Origin of the sequence: Pectobacterium peruviense (assembly GCF_003312355.2) — a bacterium.
In the GTDB taxonomy this organism is placed as follows: Bacteria; Pseudomonadota; Gammaproteobacteria; order Enterobacterales; family Enterobacteriaceae; genus Pectobacterium; species Pectobacterium peruviense.
Genome location: NZ_CP161826.1, coordinates 174,942 through 190,001 on the forward strand (window position 1 = coordinate 174,942; position 15,060 = coordinate 190,001).

At 52.9% G+C, this 15,060-nt stretch carries 20 protein-coding genes; 14 read left to right on the plus strand and 6 right to left on the minus strand.

What is annotated here, in order from left to right; translation table 11 throughout:
* Positions 1-43 precede the first annotated feature (43 nt).
* The 12 genes from DUT67_RS00775 (at position 44) to DUT67_RS00830 (ending at position 7,441) form a co-directional block, all read left to right on the plus strand.
* Complete coding sequence (locus DUT67_RS00775; RefSeq protein WP_113632503.1) at positions 44-550, plus strand: head completion/stabilization protein; 507 nt, start codon at positions 44-46, stop codon at positions 548-550.
* Positions 550-753 carry a tail protein X gene (locus tag DUT67_RS00780; RefSeq protein ID WP_039538377.1) on the plus strand — a complete coding sequence of 68 codons (204 nt, stop codon included), beginning with the start codon at positions 550-552 and terminating at the stop codon, positions 751-753. The genes DUT67_RS00775 and DUT67_RS00780 overlap by 1 nt, the downstream gene beginning before the upstream one ends.
* Positions 744-1,046, plus strand: coding sequence for an HP1 family phage holin (locus tag DUT67_RS00785; RefSeq protein ID WP_113632502.1), 303 nt, complete (start codon positions 744-746; stop codon positions 1,044-1,046). The genes DUT67_RS00780 and DUT67_RS00785 overlap by 10 nt, the downstream gene beginning before the upstream one ends.
* Positions 1,036-1,512: a lysozyme gene (locus tag DUT67_RS00790; RefSeq protein WP_113632501.1), complete on the plus strand. Its 477-nt coding sequence runs from the start codon at positions 1,036-1,038 to the stop codon at positions 1,510-1,512. The genes DUT67_RS00785 and DUT67_RS00790 overlap by 11 nt, the downstream gene beginning before the upstream one ends.
* A complete protein-coding gene (locus tag DUT67_RS00795; protein ID WP_113632500.1) occupies positions 1,494-1,919 on the plus strand; it encodes a hypothetical protein in 426 nt (141 codons plus the stop codon). Before DUT67_RS00790 ends, DUT67_RS00795 begins: the two co-directional genes overlap by 19 nt.
* Positions 1,920-2,035: 116 nt before the next feature.
* Positions 2,036-2,524, plus strand: coding sequence for a phage tail protein (locus DUT67_RS00800; RefSeq protein WP_113632499.1), 489 nt, complete (start codon positions 2,036-2,038; stop codon positions 2,522-2,524).
* Positions 2,524-3,165 (plus strand): phage virion morphogenesis protein, encoded by a 642-nt coding sequence (locus DUT67_RS00805; RefSeq protein ID WP_223254622.1) that lies wholly within the window; start codon positions 2,524-2,526, stop codon positions 3,163-3,165. The genes DUT67_RS00800 and DUT67_RS00805 overlap by 1 nt, the downstream gene beginning before the upstream one ends.
* A 90-nt stretch (positions 3,166-3,255) precedes the next feature.
* Positions 3,256-3,840: a phage baseplate assembly protein V gene (locus DUT67_RS00810; protein ID WP_103164684.1), complete on the plus strand. Its 585-nt coding sequence runs from the start codon at positions 3,256-3,258 to the stop codon at positions 3,838-3,840.
* The gene (locus DUT67_RS00815; RefSeq protein WP_103164683.1) at positions 3,837-4,193 is read left to right on the plus strand and encodes a GPW/gp25 family protein; all 357 of its coding nucleotides are present in this window, start codon (positions 3,837-3,839) and stop codon (positions 4,191-4,193) included. The genes DUT67_RS00810 and DUT67_RS00815 overlap by 4 nt, the downstream gene beginning before the upstream one ends.
* Positions 4,193-5,104: a baseplate assembly protein gene (locus tag DUT67_RS00820; protein ID WP_113632498.1), complete on the plus strand. Its 912-nt coding sequence runs from the start codon at positions 4,193-4,195 to the stop codon at positions 5,102-5,104. The genes DUT67_RS00815 and DUT67_RS00820 overlap by 1 nt, the downstream gene beginning before the upstream one ends.
* Complete coding sequence (locus tag DUT67_RS00825; protein ID WP_113632497.1) at positions 5,097-5,705, plus strand: phage tail protein I; 609 nt, start codon at positions 5,097-5,099, stop codon at positions 5,703-5,705. Before DUT67_RS00820 ends, DUT67_RS00825 begins: the two co-directional genes overlap by 8 nt.
* Positions 5,702-7,441 (plus strand): phage tail protein, encoded by a 1,740-nt coding sequence (locus tag DUT67_RS00830; RefSeq protein WP_368350108.1) that lies wholly within the window; start codon positions 5,702-5,704, stop codon positions 7,439-7,441. The genes DUT67_RS00825 and DUT67_RS00830 overlap by 4 nt, the downstream gene beginning before the upstream one ends.
* A gap of 211 nt (positions 7,442-7,652) precedes the next feature.
* Here the strand turns inward: DUT67_RS00830 and DUT67_RS00835 are convergent, their stop codons facing one another.
* The 6 genes from DUT67_RS00835 to DUT67_RS00860 are packed head-to-tail and all read right to left on the minus strand — an operon-like array spanning position 7,653 to position 13,379.
* A complete protein-coding gene (locus tag DUT67_RS00835; protein ID WP_113632495.1) occupies positions 7,653-8,075 on the minus strand; it encodes a phage tail protein in 423 nt (140 codons plus the stop codon).
* A gap of 10 nt (positions 8,076-8,085) precedes the next feature.
* Positions 8,086-11,187, minus strand: coding sequence for a phage tail tape measure protein (locus tag DUT67_RS00840; RefSeq protein ID WP_113632494.1), 3,102 nt, complete (start codon positions 11,185-11,187; stop codon positions 8,086-8,088).
* A complete protein-coding gene (locus tag DUT67_RS00845; protein ID WP_015840862.1) occupies positions 11,184-11,300 on the minus strand; it encodes a GpE family phage tail protein in 117 nt (38 codons plus the stop codon). The genes DUT67_RS00840 and DUT67_RS00845 overlap by 4 nt, the downstream gene beginning before the upstream one ends.
* A 32-nt stretch (positions 11,301-11,332) precedes the next feature.
* Positions 11,333-11,644 carry a phage tail assembly protein gene (locus DUT67_RS00850; RefSeq protein WP_103183612.1) on the minus strand — a complete coding sequence of 104 codons (312 nt, stop codon included), beginning with the start codon at positions 11,642-11,644 and terminating at the stop codon, positions 11,333-11,335.
* Between the two features lie 15 nt (positions 11,645-11,659).
* Positions 11,660-12,175, minus strand: coding sequence for a phage major tail tube protein (locus DUT67_RS00855; RefSeq protein ID WP_103183613.1), 516 nt, complete (start codon positions 12,173-12,175; stop codon positions 11,660-11,662).
* Between the two features lie 10 nt (positions 12,176-12,185).
* Complete coding sequence (locus DUT67_RS00860; protein WP_103164675.1) at positions 12,186-13,379, minus strand: phage tail sheath protein; 1,194 nt, start codon at positions 13,377-13,379, stop codon at positions 12,186-12,188.
* 156 nt (positions 13,380-13,535) lie between these two features.
* On the opposite strand from DUT67_RS00860, the gene DUT67_RS00865 reads away from it, so the two are divergent.
* Both DUT67_RS00865 and DUT67_RS00870 read left to right on the plus strand, forming a co-directional pair.
* Positions 13,536-14,669 (plus strand): phage late control D family protein, encoded by a 1,134-nt coding sequence (locus DUT67_RS00865; RefSeq protein WP_080735422.1) that lies wholly within the window; start codon positions 13,536-13,538, stop codon positions 14,667-14,669.
* Positions 14,670-14,719: 50 nt separating this feature from the next.
* Complete coding sequence (locus DUT67_RS00870; RefSeq protein WP_113632493.1) at positions 14,720-14,962, plus strand: ogr/Delta-like zinc finger family protein; 243 nt, start codon at positions 14,720-14,722, stop codon at positions 14,960-14,962.
* Positions 14,963-15,060: the final 98 nt, after the last annotated feature.

Genomic DNA, 15,060 nt, shown 5'->3' on the forward strand with positions numbered 1-15,060 from the left:
TGTCGTGTTATGCCGTCCACCGCCTGTCTTTTGAGGTAACGCTATGAGCCTGATTGCAACAGAGCCGGTAAGGCCGGTAACGCAGGACACCATCAACGATGGTGATGCGAAAGTGACGAGCCATGCATTTTGGCCGGTGATTGTTCTGTCTGCCCTGCGTCGCGCGATGCGTCTTGATGGTCAGGTGACAACGGATCGCCTGATGGATAAAGCCATAGAAGCAGTCGCACACGTTAACGGCCAGTTGGCAGACTGGCGAGGTGGTCAGGAGCAGCGCGGCGTTGCCCTCCTGTCTGATGTTAAGTCAGAAGGCGCTGACGAAATCAACCAGATCAATGGCGAGCCCGTGCTGGTCTGGCGCTACCGCCGTGCGGTGTATTCCATCACTAAAGCGCTGTTGATCGAGGGTTATCGCGATATCGACACCACGCGCGAGGGTGAAAAGCACGCTGAGGCGTTGAGTTCACAGATTGACACGCTGTGGCGCGACGGACGCTGGGCTATCCGCGACATTCTCGGTGTTAATCGTGGCCTGGCTGAATTGGTCTGATGGAAGTTCGTGCGCAGCAAAATGACACCGTCGACCTGCTGTGCTGGCGCTATTACGGCAGAACAGACGGCGTAACCGAAGGGGTTTACGCGGCCAATCCGGGATTGTGTGAGCGTGGGCCATTGTTACCGGCTGGCCTGCTGGTCACGTTGCCTGATGTCGCTGCGGCAACACAACAGGAAATCATACAGCTATGGGACTGACGACAGATCGCGTGGCATCGGCAATCACCTATCTGCTTGCCACGCTGATCGCTACAGCAGGGCGAATGACGCTGAGCGACTGGGCAACGTTAATAGGGATTGCTATCGGATTGCTCACGTTTTGGGTGAACCGCAACCACAAAAAGAACATAGAGCGTGACCAGGCACAGCGCACAGACTTAATGCGGGAGCTGGTCAGAAAAGTTGATCATGAAAACCTGCCTGAAACGCTGGACGCTTTGCGCGTGATGAATGGGCAGGAAACAGCGCGTAGAGGTCGTGATGTTACCTGAAGTACTGAAACAGCGAATCATTCCCGTTGTTACCGCGTGCGCATTGGCGATAGCTACCGTCTTTGTTGGCTTTTTTGAGGGCAAAGAGAACGCCGCTTACCGTGATATCGCGGGAGTTTGGACGATCTGCTATGGGCATACTGGTGATGTAAAGGCCGGTGACTACAAAACAGATGCTGAGTGCGAAGCATTGTTACAGCAGGATTTAAAGCCTGCTTTTCGTGCCATCGATCGGTTAGTTACGGTTCCACTCAGTGAGTTACAGCGAGCCGCACTGGCAAGTTTTATCTACAACGTCGGGACGGGTGCATTTGAGCGTTCAACCCTGCTTAAAAAACTGAACCGTGGCGATCTCACTGGCGCATGTAACGAATTACGCCGCTGGAATAAAGCCGCTGGTCAGGTCTGGCAGGGGTTAACCAATCGCCGCGAGGCCGAGAGGATGCTATGTCTGGAAAAGTTATAGCGACATTAGCCGCCGCGCTGTTGTTTCTCGCCGCTATCGCACTGGTTGACCACTACAGACAAAAATCACAGCGGCTTTCGGGTGAAGTGGCAACGTTAATCAAAGAACGGGACGGCGTCGAGCGCGTTATCAACAATCAGCAACGTACCTTTCAAATCTTCAACACACTGTCCCGTGAGGCTGAGCATGATAAACGCCGGATACAACAAGACGCCGATACACGCAGCCAGGCTATTAATCAGGCACTGGCCGGTCAGATCTGTAGTGATGAGTTTGTGCCTGATGGCGCTGCTGTGCCGTTGCTCGACTACGCGAACCGTTTACGCGCCGATAGCCTGCGTTCCTCTGCCAGAGAACCTAACCGAACCGACAGTAATACCGCTGCCGCAGGGCGCGATAGTCAATAACCGTCTGACCTACGGCCAGTCTGTTAACTGGAATAGCCTGCTGCTGGCTGCTCTGGAGAGTGCCAACAAAGACAAGGCACTAATTCGCAAGGCTGAACAACAGAGAGAGCAACAACATGCTAAAAGCGGAACTGCTGAGAAAAGCAATTAGCGAACAGGTGCCGTGGTTGCGGGAAAACCCCGATCAACTGGTCGTCTATGTACAGAAGGGTAATGCAATCAGTACCGGTGCGCGCTCCGCGTCATTTGAATATCGCTACACGCTGGAAGTGCTGGCAATGGACTATCCGCATTCTATCGATACGCTGATGGTGCCAATACTGATGTGGGCGCGAATCTATCAGCCAGATTTATTACTCAACCCAGAACGGCGTAAAACGGGTATTACGTTCGACGCTGATTTGCTGAGTAATAGCACTGCCGATTTATTGTTCCGCATTCAGGCTGATGAGGCTGTTATCGTCACTCGCGATGATGCTGGCGAAATCAACATTCGTCATCGCGCTGACCCGCCTCCCGACCCGATGGAAGGTATGGACGGATGGTCACTGCTGACAAATGACGATGTGGCCAACATGGTTGTTCATGACGCTACGGCAGGTTAATGATGAGCCAGAATGACGCGCTGTTTCAGGAGCTGGATGGATATCTGAAATCCGTTGTTGAACAACTGGCGGCTAATCAACGGCGTCGCTTATCACGACAGATTGCAACAGGGCTGCGTAAACGTCAGCAACAACGGATTGCACAGCAACAGAACCCAGATGGATCATCTTACGAGGGACGTAAAAGGCAAGCCCGACGCATACAAGGTGGCGTCCGGTTTATGTGGAAAAGTGAGGTGCGAGAACTACGCAACTGGCACAGCAGCAAAGGCCGCAGCGGTGAGCGAATGATTACCGGCTTTGATGTTGGGCGCGGCGGTTTGCGCTCGTTCCTGCGTGCTGACATCGATCGCTATCTCAGTATTAACGTCAGTAGCGTCTCCACCGCACCGGCACGCAAAGAAACGATGTTCCGCAAGTTGCGCACTGTCCGTTTTCTACGCATCGACACATCACCCAATAGTGCGGCCGTTGGTTTCAGTGGTCATGCAGCCAGTATCGCGCGTGTTCACCAGTTTGGCGAGGCTGACAAAATAGGACGTTCGTCCGTGCGTTACCCTATTCGTGAGTTACTGGGGCTAACGCCCACCGATCTGGACTGGGTGGCCGATACCATTACGGACTTCATTCAACCCGATTAGTTGTTGCCGTCCTCCTACAATCCCCTTCCGTTGTGCGCCCGCGCGCGACACCTGAAACTGGCGCTATGAATTGATTATCGAGCGCCAGCCATGACCTCCAATGAGTTTGACCGCCTGCTGCATAACCTGATCCGTATCGGTACGGTTGTCGATGTCGATCATGTGCGTCATTTGGCGCGCGTGGAAACCGGCGGGAATACCACGGACTGGATACGCTGGGGCGTAGCGCGCGCGGGTGATGCTACATCGTGGTGGCCGCTGTCAGTGGGCGAACAGGTTCTTATCGCAGCACCAGGCGGCGATCTGGCAACGGCTGTGATCGTGTTAAGCCTGTATTCCAGTCAGCACGGTGCGCCCAGCAACACCCCAAAGGTACACACCACCGTTTATCCCGATGGCGCCAGCGAAACGTATGATGCCAACACCTCAACGATGACCGTTAAAGGCGTCAAAAAGGTGATCGTTGAAGCGGCTGAATCTATCACGCTGGACACCCCGAAAGTGATTTGCACCCAGCATCTCAGCACTCAAACGCTCAGCGTAGAAAAAGGCGGCACGATGCGGGGTGATATCACCCACACCGGCGGCAAAATGTCATCAAATGGCGTGGTCGTAGACAGTCACACTCACGGCGGCGTACAGCGCGGCGGCAGCCAAACGGATGGCCCGCAATGAGCAATGAAAAATACATCGGCATGAATGCCAGTAACGGACGTGCAATTACTGATGATGAGCATATCAGCCAGTCAGTGCGCGATATTTTACTCACCCCTGTTGGTAGCCGCCTAATGCGGCGCAGTTACGGTTCACAGCTTTTTTCGCTGATTGACGAACCTCACGAGCCAGCAATCAAGCTCAAGATAACCTCAGCGATCTACAGCGCATTAATGCGTTGGGAGCCGCGTATTACCCCAACAAAAATCACGCTGGAAACCCGTGGTGCCGGACTCGTTGCCGTCACACTTCAGGCACAGCGCACAGACAATCTGGCGGCATTTAGCGCCACCATTTCACTACAGGGGACGTGATGAGCGGATTGATTGATTTATCCTTGCTGCCTGCCCCTGATGTCGTTGAAACACTGGACTACGAAACGTTGTATGCGGAACGCAAGGCGATGTTTATCGCTTTATTTCCTGTCGAACAGCGCGATGCCATCACGCGCACGCTGACGCTGGAATCAGAGCCGTTAACCAAGTTGTTGCAACTGTCTGTCTATCATGAACTGTTATTGCGCCAGCGAGTTAACGAAGCGGCCAGCGCCAACATGCTGGCCTACGCCGCCGGAAGTGACCTTGATCAGCTTGCTGCTAACGTCAATGTGCAGCGTTTGGTTATCACAGCAGAAGATATAACGGCGATCCCGCCTGTTGAGGCGGTCATGGAATCTGATGCCGATCTGCGTACCCGTGCCCAACAGGCATTCGAGGGGCTGAGTGTTGCAGGGCCAACCGCAGCCTATGAGTTTCACGCACGTAGTGCAGATGGGCGAGTGGCTGACGCCAGCGCGGTTAGCCCCAGCCCTGCCGCCGTTACGGTAACCGTACTGTCACGTGAAGGAAATGGCAGCGCCAGTGATGAATTATTGCAAGCCGTTGATGCTGCGTTGAACGCAGAGAACGTGCGGCCGGTTGCAGACCGTGTAACCGTTCAATCCGCTAACATCATTCCTTATGAAATTGCCGCAACGTTGTACGTCTATTCAGGGCCAGAAGCTGAGCCTATCCGAATTGCGGCAGAAACCCGATTGCAGACGTATATCACCGCACAGCATCGGTTAGGCCGTGATATTCGCCGCTCTGCAATCTTCGCCGCACTCCATGTTGAAGGTGTACAACGTGTTGATCTGGAAAGTCCTGCCGCAGATATCGTGCTGGATAAAAGCCAGGCGTCTTACTGCGCTAACTGGGTGCTGAATATCGGGGGATCAGATGAATAACAGCCTGTTACCCTTCGGTTCGTCTGAGTTGGAAATTGCCGCCGCAAAAGCCTGCGCAGCATTATCCCGCACGCCGATCCCGTTACGTCAGTTATGTGATCCAGACAGTTGCCCGTCAAACCTGCTGCCCTATCTCGCATGGGCATTCTCGGTTGATAGATGGGATGAAAAATGGCCTGAGATCATCAAGCGGCAGGCGATAAAAGATGCTTACTTCATTCATCGCTATAAAGGCACTGTCGGCGCACTACGTCGCGTTGTTGAGCCGTTCGGCTACCTGATCCGAATTATCGAATGGTTTCAGAACGGCGGCGAGCCAGGCACGTTTCGGTTAGATATTGGCGTGCAAAACAGCGGTATTACCGAAGAGGTTTTTAACGAGCTTGAGCGGCTGATTGCCGACGCCAAACCCGCCAGTCGGCACCTGCTGGGGCTGAATATCAACCTCGACACGCAGGGCGCGGCCTATGTCGCGACCACTAGCTACAGCGGCGACACGCTTACCGTTTACCCCTATTTCCCTGAAACCATTACCGCTAGCGGATTAGATGTCGTCGGCGCGGGCGTTCACCTGATTGATACGATGAGAGTAACCCAATGAGTACGAAATACTTTGTCTTACTAACGAATATTGGTGCAGCCAAGCTGGCAAACGCCACCGTGCTAGGTTCGCATCTTGATATCACGCATATGGCTGTTGGTGATGGAGGCGGCACGCTTCCAACACCAAATCCAGCACAAACCTCCCTGACTAATGAAAAGCGACGGGCGGGCATCAATACACTGAGCGTTGATCCAGTAAATACCAATCAGATTATTGCGGAACAGGTCATTCCAGAAAATGAAGGGGGATTCTGGATACGTGAAATCGGCCTGTTTGACGCTGACGGCGATCTGGTTGCGATCGGTAACTGCGCCGAGACGTACAAACCATTACTACAAGAGGGAAGCGGTCGTATTCAGACCGTGCGCATGATCCTGATTGTCAGTAGTACCGATGCGGTCACGCTGAAAATTGATCCGGCAGTCGTGCTAGCAACGCGGGGCTATGTTGATGATGCTATCAATGCACATGAAAAAAGCCGCAAACACCCTGACGGCACGTTAAACGCAAAGGGATTCGTGCAACTTAGCAACGCGACGAACAGCGACAGTGAGCTACTGGCCGCAACCCCTAAAGCGGTGAAAGCAGCGAATGATAACGCCAATGGGCGTGTACCGTCTGGCCGCAAGGTGAACAGCAAAGCACTGACGGCAGACATTACCCTCACCGCCGCCGATGTGGATGCGTACACCAAAGCCGAAACCGATACCCGCGTCGCCGCTGCCACTACTGCCGCGAACACTGCCGCTACGGCAGCGGCTAACGCCAACACCAACGCTAATGGCCGTGTACCGTCAGGACGTACCGTTAACAGCAAAGCGCTATCGGCAGATATCGCGCTGGGTGCCGGAGATGTAGGGGCTTACACCAAAGCCGAAACCGACACCCGCGTCGCTGCTGCCGCAAACACTGCCGCTACGGCAGCGGCTAACGCCAACACCAACGCTAATGGTCGTGTACCGTCAGGACGTACCGTTAACGGCAAAGCGCTATCGGCAGATATCGCGCTGGGTGCCGGAGATGTAGGGGCTTACACCAAAGCCGAAACCGACACCCGCGTCGCTGCTGCCACAACTGCCGCGAACAATGCCGCTACGGCAGCGGCTAACGCCAACACGAACGCCAATGGCCGCGTCCCGTCTAGCCGTACCGTCAACGGTAAAGCGCTGTCGGCAGATATCGCGTTGGGTGCTGGGGATGTCGGGGCATTAACCGATACGCAGGCCGCGCAAAAATACGCGCTACGTTCAATTAAAATCAACGGGAAGCCATTATCTGCTGATGTCAATTTATTAGCGGGTGATATTGATACATGGAATAAAACGGAGTCTGATGGGCGTTATTTAGGTAAAGCCGCCACGGCAGCAGCAGCCACAAAACTGGCAACGCCACGTAAGATTAATGGTGTGGCATTTGATGGAGCGAGCGATATTACACTGGACTCAAATGCTCTGGGTTTTGGTGAGTCAGTATTGAGTGATAACGGCTATCAAGTTTTACCTAGTGGGCTGATTATTCAATGGGGTGTTTTCTATATTGAAGTGAATGGGCTGCAGGTGAACTTTCCGCGGCCTTTCAATAATAAAGTTTTTACAGTGATTATGGGATCTGGTGAAGATGCAACGGTACGTGCAGAGGTTGCCAATATTATCCCTAATTCAATAACAAAAATTGGTTTTAAGGTTAACGCGTCAGAGACAAGCAGGTATTCATTCGTTGCGTACGGGATATAAATTAAATATGAGCACGCGGCTATTGTGCTCATTTGATCGCTAGCGCCGATCAATAGCGCTTAATCGATCTGTATAAACGTTTATAAAATCATCCCCCACAATGTCATTATGTTGTTGGTTTTAAAATAATAATGATACATCGGGGAAAGCGAAGCCCACTGTTAGCGATCCGGTGGGCTTTTTTCTTCGAGTACAGTTAAAAGCGTCTGTGTTATCCGGATAGCCCGATATCCATATCACCCAGCATTTCTCGCAAATCCTCGCTAACCCGTTCCAGATTCAGCGTAAATGAGATATGCCGCGCCTTACCGTCGTTAAAAAACTCGGAACGGGTTTTGTTGATGTTGGTAATCACGTACATACCGTAGATGTTGCCCGTCCCTTCGATCAGCGGCCAGGCTTTTCCTGTGTAGGCCATCGTTTGCAGCATGTTTAACGACACATCGCCGCCGGTTATTTCTGGGTACAGCTCACCGGACAGTGTGATTTTATCTTCCCCTGCGCCGATGTACTGATAACGCGGGGATCTGCCTACTCGGTCATTTTTAACATGTCGCCAGCTGCTGTCATGGCTTAGGGATTGGTACGGCGCAGTTTGCCGCATGAAAACGAACATACCCAGAATCATCATCATGATAAAAGCCCTATACGTGATCGGTTAGTTGTGAGCGCTGGCGACGCTGCTTACGACGTTCAATATCGTCTATTTCCCGCCGCAGTCTGGCGACGAGTTTGTCTTCATCCAGGCTGCGTGCATCCTGAATCGTGATATTGATTTCATATTTGTCTGTGCTGGCCATACCGGCAGACATCGCTGTTTTCATTTGTGCTGCAGGTGAATTGATGGCCGGAACGTCTGCCCCAGCAGGTTGCACAGTGAACGGCAGGACAGACGCGGCCAGCACACTGGCGGTTTGCTTCACCCGTTCCAGTAAGGGGACTTTGGGTTGTGCAGGCATAACCTGTGATTCACGGTAGCCGTTCGCCAGCATGACCGCCGGCGGTACGTTTTTAAAAACGATATCACCCAGCTTGTTCGGGTCTTTCTTCTCTTCTGTCTTTGCTGTGCTGCCTGTTTTTTCTGTTTTGGGATTGCTCCCCGTCAAGTCCTGCAACGCCCCAGTTTGTTTAGGCTTATTGCCTTCGCCTGCCGGTGGTTTTGCTGCCTCACCGGTTTTAATCACCGCATCGGTTTCTTTGGGGGGCTGCGGTTTCCATTCCTGCGCCACCATTTTCTTTTGTTTCTTATCCCATACGTACATAACCGGCTTTTTAGGTTCATAGCCTTTTTGTGGGATTGCCCCATTCATGGCATTTGATGCTGAAACGGCGGCATTTGCGGCTTCAGGGATAACCCCTAATTTTTCCAGTATCCAGCCAATGCCTTCAGCAACTTTCAAAATAACTGTCACTACGCCACCAATCGCCATTCCAACAACTTCACCAAACACTTTCCCCGCTTCCGTGCATTGTTTCAGTGATTCCGATGAGGCGTTGACCGGTTCAAACAGTTTTTTGAACCAGTCCCATACACCACTAATGGCCTGTCCGATCCCGTCGAAAATAGGGGATAGCGCAGAGAAAGATTGTTTAACCGGTTCAAGGCCAGTTGTAAGGCCACTGAAAAAACCGCTGAAAAACGCTTTGATCGGCTCCCAGTATTTGTAAATTAATACACCAGCCGCAACGATTGCTGCGCCGATTAAGCCGATGGGACTGAGCAACAGCATGAAGCCGGTACGCAGGATATTGAATACCGCCATCCCTGAACCGCTCAGTGCAGAAAATCCCGATGTCGCCAGCATTCGCACGCCATTACCCAATGCCGATAGCGCCGCACCTGGCTGAGTGAATACCATCAACAAGGAACGGCCAGCGCCTTGGGCGATATTGCCGATGCCACCGATACCACTGCGTATACTGGTAAGGATGCCCCCCCACGCGCGAGTGCTGGACAGGCTACCTGTCATAACGCCGCTAAGCCTGCTGAACATACTTGTAACGGTGCCAATACCCTTACCACCGCTTAACAGGGATAGGCCAAGTTGCAGTTTGGAAAATGGCCCCATCAATATGCCAGTCGCAAGAGAGACGGTGCCGATGGCGGCGGTGAGCGCTAACGCGCCACCCACAACCACAAGCAGTGTTTGAGCCAACTCAGGGTTAGCTGTCACCCATTCACGGACACTATTCACTAACGCCGTCGCGCCCTGAGCCAGTTTGCGCAAAACGCCGGAGTCATTTTCAAAGATGGCAAAACGTAACCCACTCAGTGCACCACCGAGCTTGTCGATATCCCCCGACAGGTTATCGCGTAACGTGCTGCCCATACGTTCGGCCGTTCCACTGACATCGCTGAACTGGTCTTTGGTATTGGCTAACGCTGACAGGAAATTAGGGATCTGATCGATAGACAGGTCTTCTATCGGTGTACCAAATAATGCAATGGCGGCATTGGCCCGTTCGGCTGGGTCTTTAATCTTCAATAGCCCCTGCGCGGTTTGCTGCATCGCGTTACGTGCTTGTGCGCCACCGCTGGCGATGGCAGATGACGCGCGCTGCGCATTCAGTCCGATGGCGTCATACGCCGCGATGCTGGACTTAGACATATCAGAGCCACGGATTGAGAACTCTTTGACTGCATCGCCCGTTTTATCCAGCGCAAATTTCCCTTGCTGCGCCATATTGACCAATAGCGTCATAGCTTCTGATCCGCTGTAGCCCATATTCCTGAAATGCGTTGAATACTCATGCAATATCTCAGGTAACTCGCCGCGCATCTGTGTAGAGACGCGTTGCATTCCTGCCGCCATCAAATCGAATGCTTCATCGCTGCTGCGAGCCAGACCATTCTTCATCATGATGGCGGCAATCTGGATATGTTCCGCCGTATCGCCGCCCAGCACGGATTGCATATCCAACGCTTTGCGTGAGATCCGGTCTAATTCCGCTTCACCGACGTCCCCCAATGCGCCCAGTGAGCTACGCACCGCCGATACGGTGCTGGCGATCTGGGCAAGGTCATTGCTTACACCGGCACTGTTAATCCCTTTAATGATTTTCGAATACTGCGACCCCATTGCAGGGGCTTCGGCATTTTGTGCAGCAATCACCGCGCCGCTTTTATCTGATTGCAGATTAGGGGCCATCATTCTGGCACCGACATACGCACCGGCTGCGCTGGCACCGATTGCCATTGCCCCTGTGCTGCGCAGATTCCCCGCTGTCTGCTGCATCCTATCGTAGCGTGCTCGCGCCTGCGTCACCGCCGCCAACCGCCGTTGCTGTTCCGCTAACATACGGTTATAGCGTGCGGTTTGATCGCTAATCTGGTCTGTTGCCCTGCGGCTGCGGTCGAGTATCACGCCGTGCCGCGCCAGCTCTGCCCGCAGTTGTTTTAACTGTTCGGTTTCGTTGGTCTGAGCCGTTGATAATTGCCTGATCAGCTCACGCTGCCGTTTCAGTGCCGCGTTTTGTTCGTCCGTTCGCGCACTGGCGGCACCGAATTCGGCACGCATCGCGGCGGCTTTGGCTTTAGCTTGTTCCAGTTCGCGGGTTGTTTTAGCGGATGCAGCGCTCAGACGGTCAAAGCTGCTGGCCTGCCGTCCTAATCCGTTGAGGGTGTTTTGTGTTGCTCTGATTTGGTCAGCCAGCGCCGCCGTGCCGCTGCGTGCAGCACTGACGGGCCGAGCCATATTATTGATCGCGCTGAACGCCACGCGAATATTGAGATTGCGATCTGTCATTCCGAGTTTCCGCTTCTAACGGCCGCTCGGCTGCGCCATGCCAGCAGTTCATCTACCGGCATGGCGTCCATCGCCGACGGCAACCAATGGAAAATTGCTGCGATGTCGGCCATCACCTCTTCAACACAGTTAAACGGGCAGTGAATTACGCCGTTACCGCGCCCGTCTCGCTCGCTGGGGAAGAGGGTTGCAAAAAAGTCGCCACCGCATTGGAGAGCTGGCAAAAATCCCAGGTATCCATCGCTGTGAGTTCTTCTTTCGTCAGCGCCGGACTGGTAACGCGCGGGAGCAACGTCAGCAGGCTATCCACATCGGACGTCATCACATCGTAGACCTTCAGCCCGCGCAGCGATCCGGCCTGTTTTAGTGCGCCGGTGATCGTGACTTCTTTCACATCACCGCCTTTACGTGTGATCGGGTTTTGCAGAATGACGACGTTATTTTGTTTCTCAGTCATGGTAGACATTTCCTTTTATAACCCAACGTTAGCGCGGTGTTTTTCCAGCATATCGACACCGGCCACTTTATAAATCATGTTCAGCACATCCACTTCCATGACCTCTTCACCGCTGATCGTCAGCTTGAAGTAGGTATTTTTCAGGGTGTATTTATGTGCTGTATCTTCACCCACTTTGGCAGAGCCTGGGTCAAGATCGGTAAACCGGCCACGCGTCTGGATTTCACACGGCACCGCTTCGCCTGTGGCTTCATCCTGATACGAACCTGCAAAGCGCGTTTGCATACCGTCCGCAGTGGAGACGCCCCACTTTTTCAACAAGCCAGCATCCAGCCCGCCGAGCGTGATTTCCATATCCAGCGCGCCCGCATCAAAACCGAAGTCAATCGCGACAAAGCCAGGCATGCCACCCGCCTGATAGTCTTCTGTCTTGCGCGTGAGCTTAGGCGGTGTCACTTCCGGCACCTGACCGAAATAGTTGTCGCCGTCGATAAACAGATTGAAGTATTTAAGTTTCTTTGGCAGAGACATGATTTACCCCTTACCCGCTGAACGTATTGGCGAACGTCGCGAAGTATTCGTCAGTAAACTCCTGCACCAGATCCAAATGCTCCAATGGCGGAACGGGTGTGTAGTTGTACTTGATGGTTAATTTTCCGGTGCGTAGCGTTTCGCCGGTGTTGGTTTCTTTGTCATACCAACAATTCGCACCCAGTAGACGGCCAGCAGTGACCAGCGCCGTTAACTTGCGGTTGATGCCGTCCACAATATCCTTTGCCAATGAGGGCGTAAGCGGCTTATCAATGTAGAAGAAATGCGCTTCTGCGATGGTGTCTGCGAGGATTTGCGCCGTACGGGTGTAGCTTTCAAACAGATAGGTTTCACGGTCACAGGTGCGCGATCCCCAAAAGCGAAAACCGTTCTGCTTAATCAGCGTGGTGATGCCGTTGCTGTTCAGCTCGTCGGCGTCGGTATCGGTTCCTTGTAGCGTGAAATACACATCTTTGCTCAGTCCGAGCACACCGTTTACTGCAACGTTGGATAGCACCTTGTGCCAGCCCGTCTCTGCATCAATTTTGGCGCGCAGGCCAACCGCAAACGCTGGCGCGGGTACGATTACGCTTTCCCCTTTTGCGGTGTCATAGGCAATAAAGTCGGGCCAGATCACCATTAATTCACGTTGGGAGAAATTTTCGCGGTACGTTTTTGCCGCCGCGATAGTTGCGCAGTCATGCGCACTGACATAGGCGAACGCGTTTAGCTTTTCAGCCATTACGGCCAGTTGCGCGGCGACGGCTTGGGTATCCAGTTCCGGCACGGCCAGTACACGCGGACGAACACCAATACGCGCCTCTGCCGACAGCAGCGCATACAGCCCCGTATAGCGCCCGTTGGCATCGGAACCGCCGATCACTAACTGATCCTGAGTCGGTTTAGGTTCATTGCCTTCTGCGGGCGCGTTCGCTGCATCTGCCACACGGATCACTACCGTTTGAGGGCTGGCCTGATCGGAAATGCATTTCAGCGTGGTGTGTAACGTGCCTGTTTTACCCGCTTTGCCCAATACGCTAGCAACACGGGTTAACAGTACCGGTTCGTTTAACGGGAACGTATCAGCGTCGGCATCATCGGCGGTACACACCACGCCGATCACTGCCGAGTCGATATCGTTAATGATGGTGCTGAGATCCGTTGTTTCTCGGACGGTCACACCGTGATGATAATTAGTCGCCATGCTTGTTGCCTCAATGCGTCAAATGTCCGGCTTCATGATTGCGGGATTTCACAGGTTGCGCACGGCGTTTGCTTTGTTTTAGGAGCGCGACAACCGGCGCTGATTGTCCCTACGCGCGCGTAACGCGAGTATTCAGGCAGAGATCAGGGGGTAACAATGTCAATCATGGACACGCTAGGGGCTATTTCTGGACGACTGGATGAATACTCACCCCGTCCGGCGTTTATGGTGAGGGTTGGCGATAAGCAGGTTACAGAGCTGAATGATCGGCTGATGTCGTTATCGCTGACGGATAATCGCGGGTTTGAAGCTGACTCACTCGAATTAGTGCTGGACGATGCAGACGGAAAATTAGCCCTGCCGGAGCGCGGTGCAAAGGTCACGGTGGCGCTGGGCTGGGCGAATGAACCGCTAATCAGCAAAGGGACATTCACGGTTGATGAAATTGCGCATCGTGGCCCGCCGGATCAGTTGACTATCAGCGCCCGCAGTGCGGATTTCAGAGAAACCTTCAACGTTAAACGTGAATACAGTTGGCACAATGTGACAGTCGGATTTGTGGTATCTGCCATCGCCAGCCGCTACGGGCTGAAAGCCGGTGTGACAGAACGGCTTGCAAAGCTGGAACTTGACCATGCTGACCAGACGAATGAATCAGATATCAGCTTCCTTACTCGCATGGCAGAAATGGTTGGGGCAATCACAACCATAAAAAACGGTATGTTGCTGTTCATTGTCCCAGGGCAGGCGGTTTCACAAAGTGGCAAGCCACTACCGGCCATCACCATTACACGCAGTAGCGGAGACAGTCACAGCTTCCGCGTTGCTGACCGCGACGCGTACACCGGCGTTACGGCGTACTGGCTGGATCTGAATTTTGGCAAGACCAAAACGACAAAGGTAAAAAATAAACGCAAAACCAGTACGCCAGCTAAAAAGAAAGAACCCGCATCCAGCAGTAAAGAGGGGAATTATCTGAAGGGAACGGAAGGTAATGTTTATGTCATGCGATCGACGTTTAAAACCGAGCAAGCTGCAAAACGCGCCGCAGCGGCGAAATGGTCGACGTTACAGCGTGGTGCGGCAGAATTCAGTATGACGTTAGCGCGAGGCCGTGCCGATTTATATCCCGAATTACACGCCCGTATGTCTGGATTTAAAACGGTTATCGATAATGCCGATTGGATAATTACACGCTGCGTACATGAAATTAGCCAATCAGGATTTACGACATCGCTGGAATTTGAAGTGAAAATAACAGATTGGGCAGCAGACGATAATGATGATTAATGCAACGCCTGTGTATAATGACAGTAACACCAACCGTTTGAGGGGTTGTCATGGCGATCAAGTGTCCAAAGTGCCGCGCAACTGCAAAGACACGTACCAGCGTAGAACTCAGCCCATTGGTTCGACGTAGCTATCACCAGTGCCAAAATATGATGTGTGGCTACTGCTTTACCAGCATGACGCACATTGATGAAGCACTGAACGAAACGAAGCCCGCACCTGGCGCATGTGTCCCCACCAATATCTTTCCCCGCAGTCACAAAGGGGAAAATCAGTTGGATTTGGGAATTTGAATCATAAAAAACCGCGACAGTGAGGTGTCGCGGGATTTGAGTATATTGCCTTTAATATGTAAAACGTTTTTCTAAGTTTTTGTCATCTTGTTTTGGCT

What these genes read in the sequence shown, in the direction of transcription:
- DUT67_RS00775 (WP_113632503.1), top strand. Translation starts at nt 44, where the DNA reads ATGAGCCTGATTGCAACAGAGCCGGTAAGGCCGGTAACGCAGGACACC.
- DUT67_RS00780 (WP_039538377.1), top strand. Translation starts at nt 550, where the DNA reads ATGGAAGTTCGTGCGCAGCAAAATGACACCGTCGACCTGCTGTGCTGG.
- DUT67_RS00785 (WP_113632502.1), top strand. Translation starts at nt 744, where the DNA reads ATGGGACTGACGACAGATCGCGTGGCATCGGCAATCACCTATCTGCTT.
- DUT67_RS00790 (WP_113632501.1), top strand. Translation starts at nt 1,036, where the DNA reads ATGTTACCTGAAGTACTGAAACAGCGAATCATTCCCGTTGTTACCGCG.
- DUT67_RS00795 (WP_113632500.1), top strand. Translation starts at nt 1,494, where the DNA reads ATGTCTGGAAAAGTTATAGCGACATTAGCCGCCGCGCTGTTGTTTCTC.
- DUT67_RS00800 (WP_113632499.1), top strand. Translation starts at nt 2,036, where the DNA reads ATGCTAAAAGCGGAACTGCTGAGAAAAGCAATTAGCGAACAGGTGCCG.
- DUT67_RS00805 (WP_223254622.1), top strand. Translation starts at nt 2,524, where the DNA reads ATGATGAGCCAGAATGACGCGCTGTTTCAGGAGCTGGATGGATATCTG.
- DUT67_RS00810 (WP_103164684.1), top strand. Translation starts at nt 3,256, where the DNA reads ATGACCTCCAATGAGTTTGACCGCCTGCTGCATAACCTGATCCGTATC.
- DUT67_RS00815 (WP_103164683.1), top strand. Translation starts at nt 3,837, where the DNA reads ATGAGCAATGAAAAATACATCGGCATGAATGCCAGTAACGGACGTGCA.
- DUT67_RS00820 (WP_113632498.1), top strand. Translation starts at nt 4,193, where the DNA reads ATGAGCGGATTGATTGATTTATCCTTGCTGCCTGCCCCTGATGTCGTT.
- DUT67_RS00825 (WP_113632497.1), top strand. Translation starts at nt 5,097, where the DNA reads ATGAATAACAGCCTGTTACCCTTCGGTTCGTCTGAGTTGGAAATTGCC.
- DUT67_RS00830 (WP_368350108.1), top strand. Translation starts at nt 5,702, where the DNA reads ATGAGTACGAAATACTTTGTCTTACTAACGAATATTGGTGCAGCCAAG.
- DUT67_RS00835 (WP_113632495.1), bottom strand. Translation starts at nt 8,075, where the DNA reads ATGATGATGATTCTGGGTATGTTCGTTTTCATGCGGCAAACTGCGCCG.
- DUT67_RS00840 (WP_113632494.1), bottom strand. Translation starts at nt 11,187, where the DNA reads ATGACAGATCGCAATCTCAATATTCGCGTGGCGTTCAGCGCGATCAAT.
- DUT67_RS00845 (WP_015840862.1), bottom strand. Translation starts at nt 11,300, where the DNA reads ATGGCCGACATCGCAGCAATTTTCCATTGGTTGCCGTCGGCGATGGAC.
- DUT67_RS00850 (WP_103183612.1), bottom strand. Translation starts at nt 11,644, where the DNA reads ATGACTGAGAAACAAAATAACGTCGTCATTCTGCAAAACCCGATCACA.
- DUT67_RS00855 (WP_103183613.1), bottom strand. Translation starts at nt 12,175, where the DNA reads ATGTCTCTGCCAAAGAAACTTAAATACTTCAATCTGTTTATCGACGGC.
- DUT67_RS00860 (WP_103164675.1), bottom strand. Translation starts at nt 13,379, where the DNA reads ATGGCGACTAATTATCATCACGGTGTGACCGTCCGAGAAACAACGGAT.
- DUT67_RS00865 (WP_080735422.1), top strand. Translation starts at nt 13,536, where the DNA reads ATGTCAATCATGGACACGCTAGGGGCTATTTCTGGACGACTGGATGAA.
- DUT67_RS00870 (WP_113632493.1), top strand. Translation starts at nt 14,720, where the DNA reads ATGGCGATCAAGTGTCCAAAGTGCCGCGCAACTGCAAAGACACGTACC.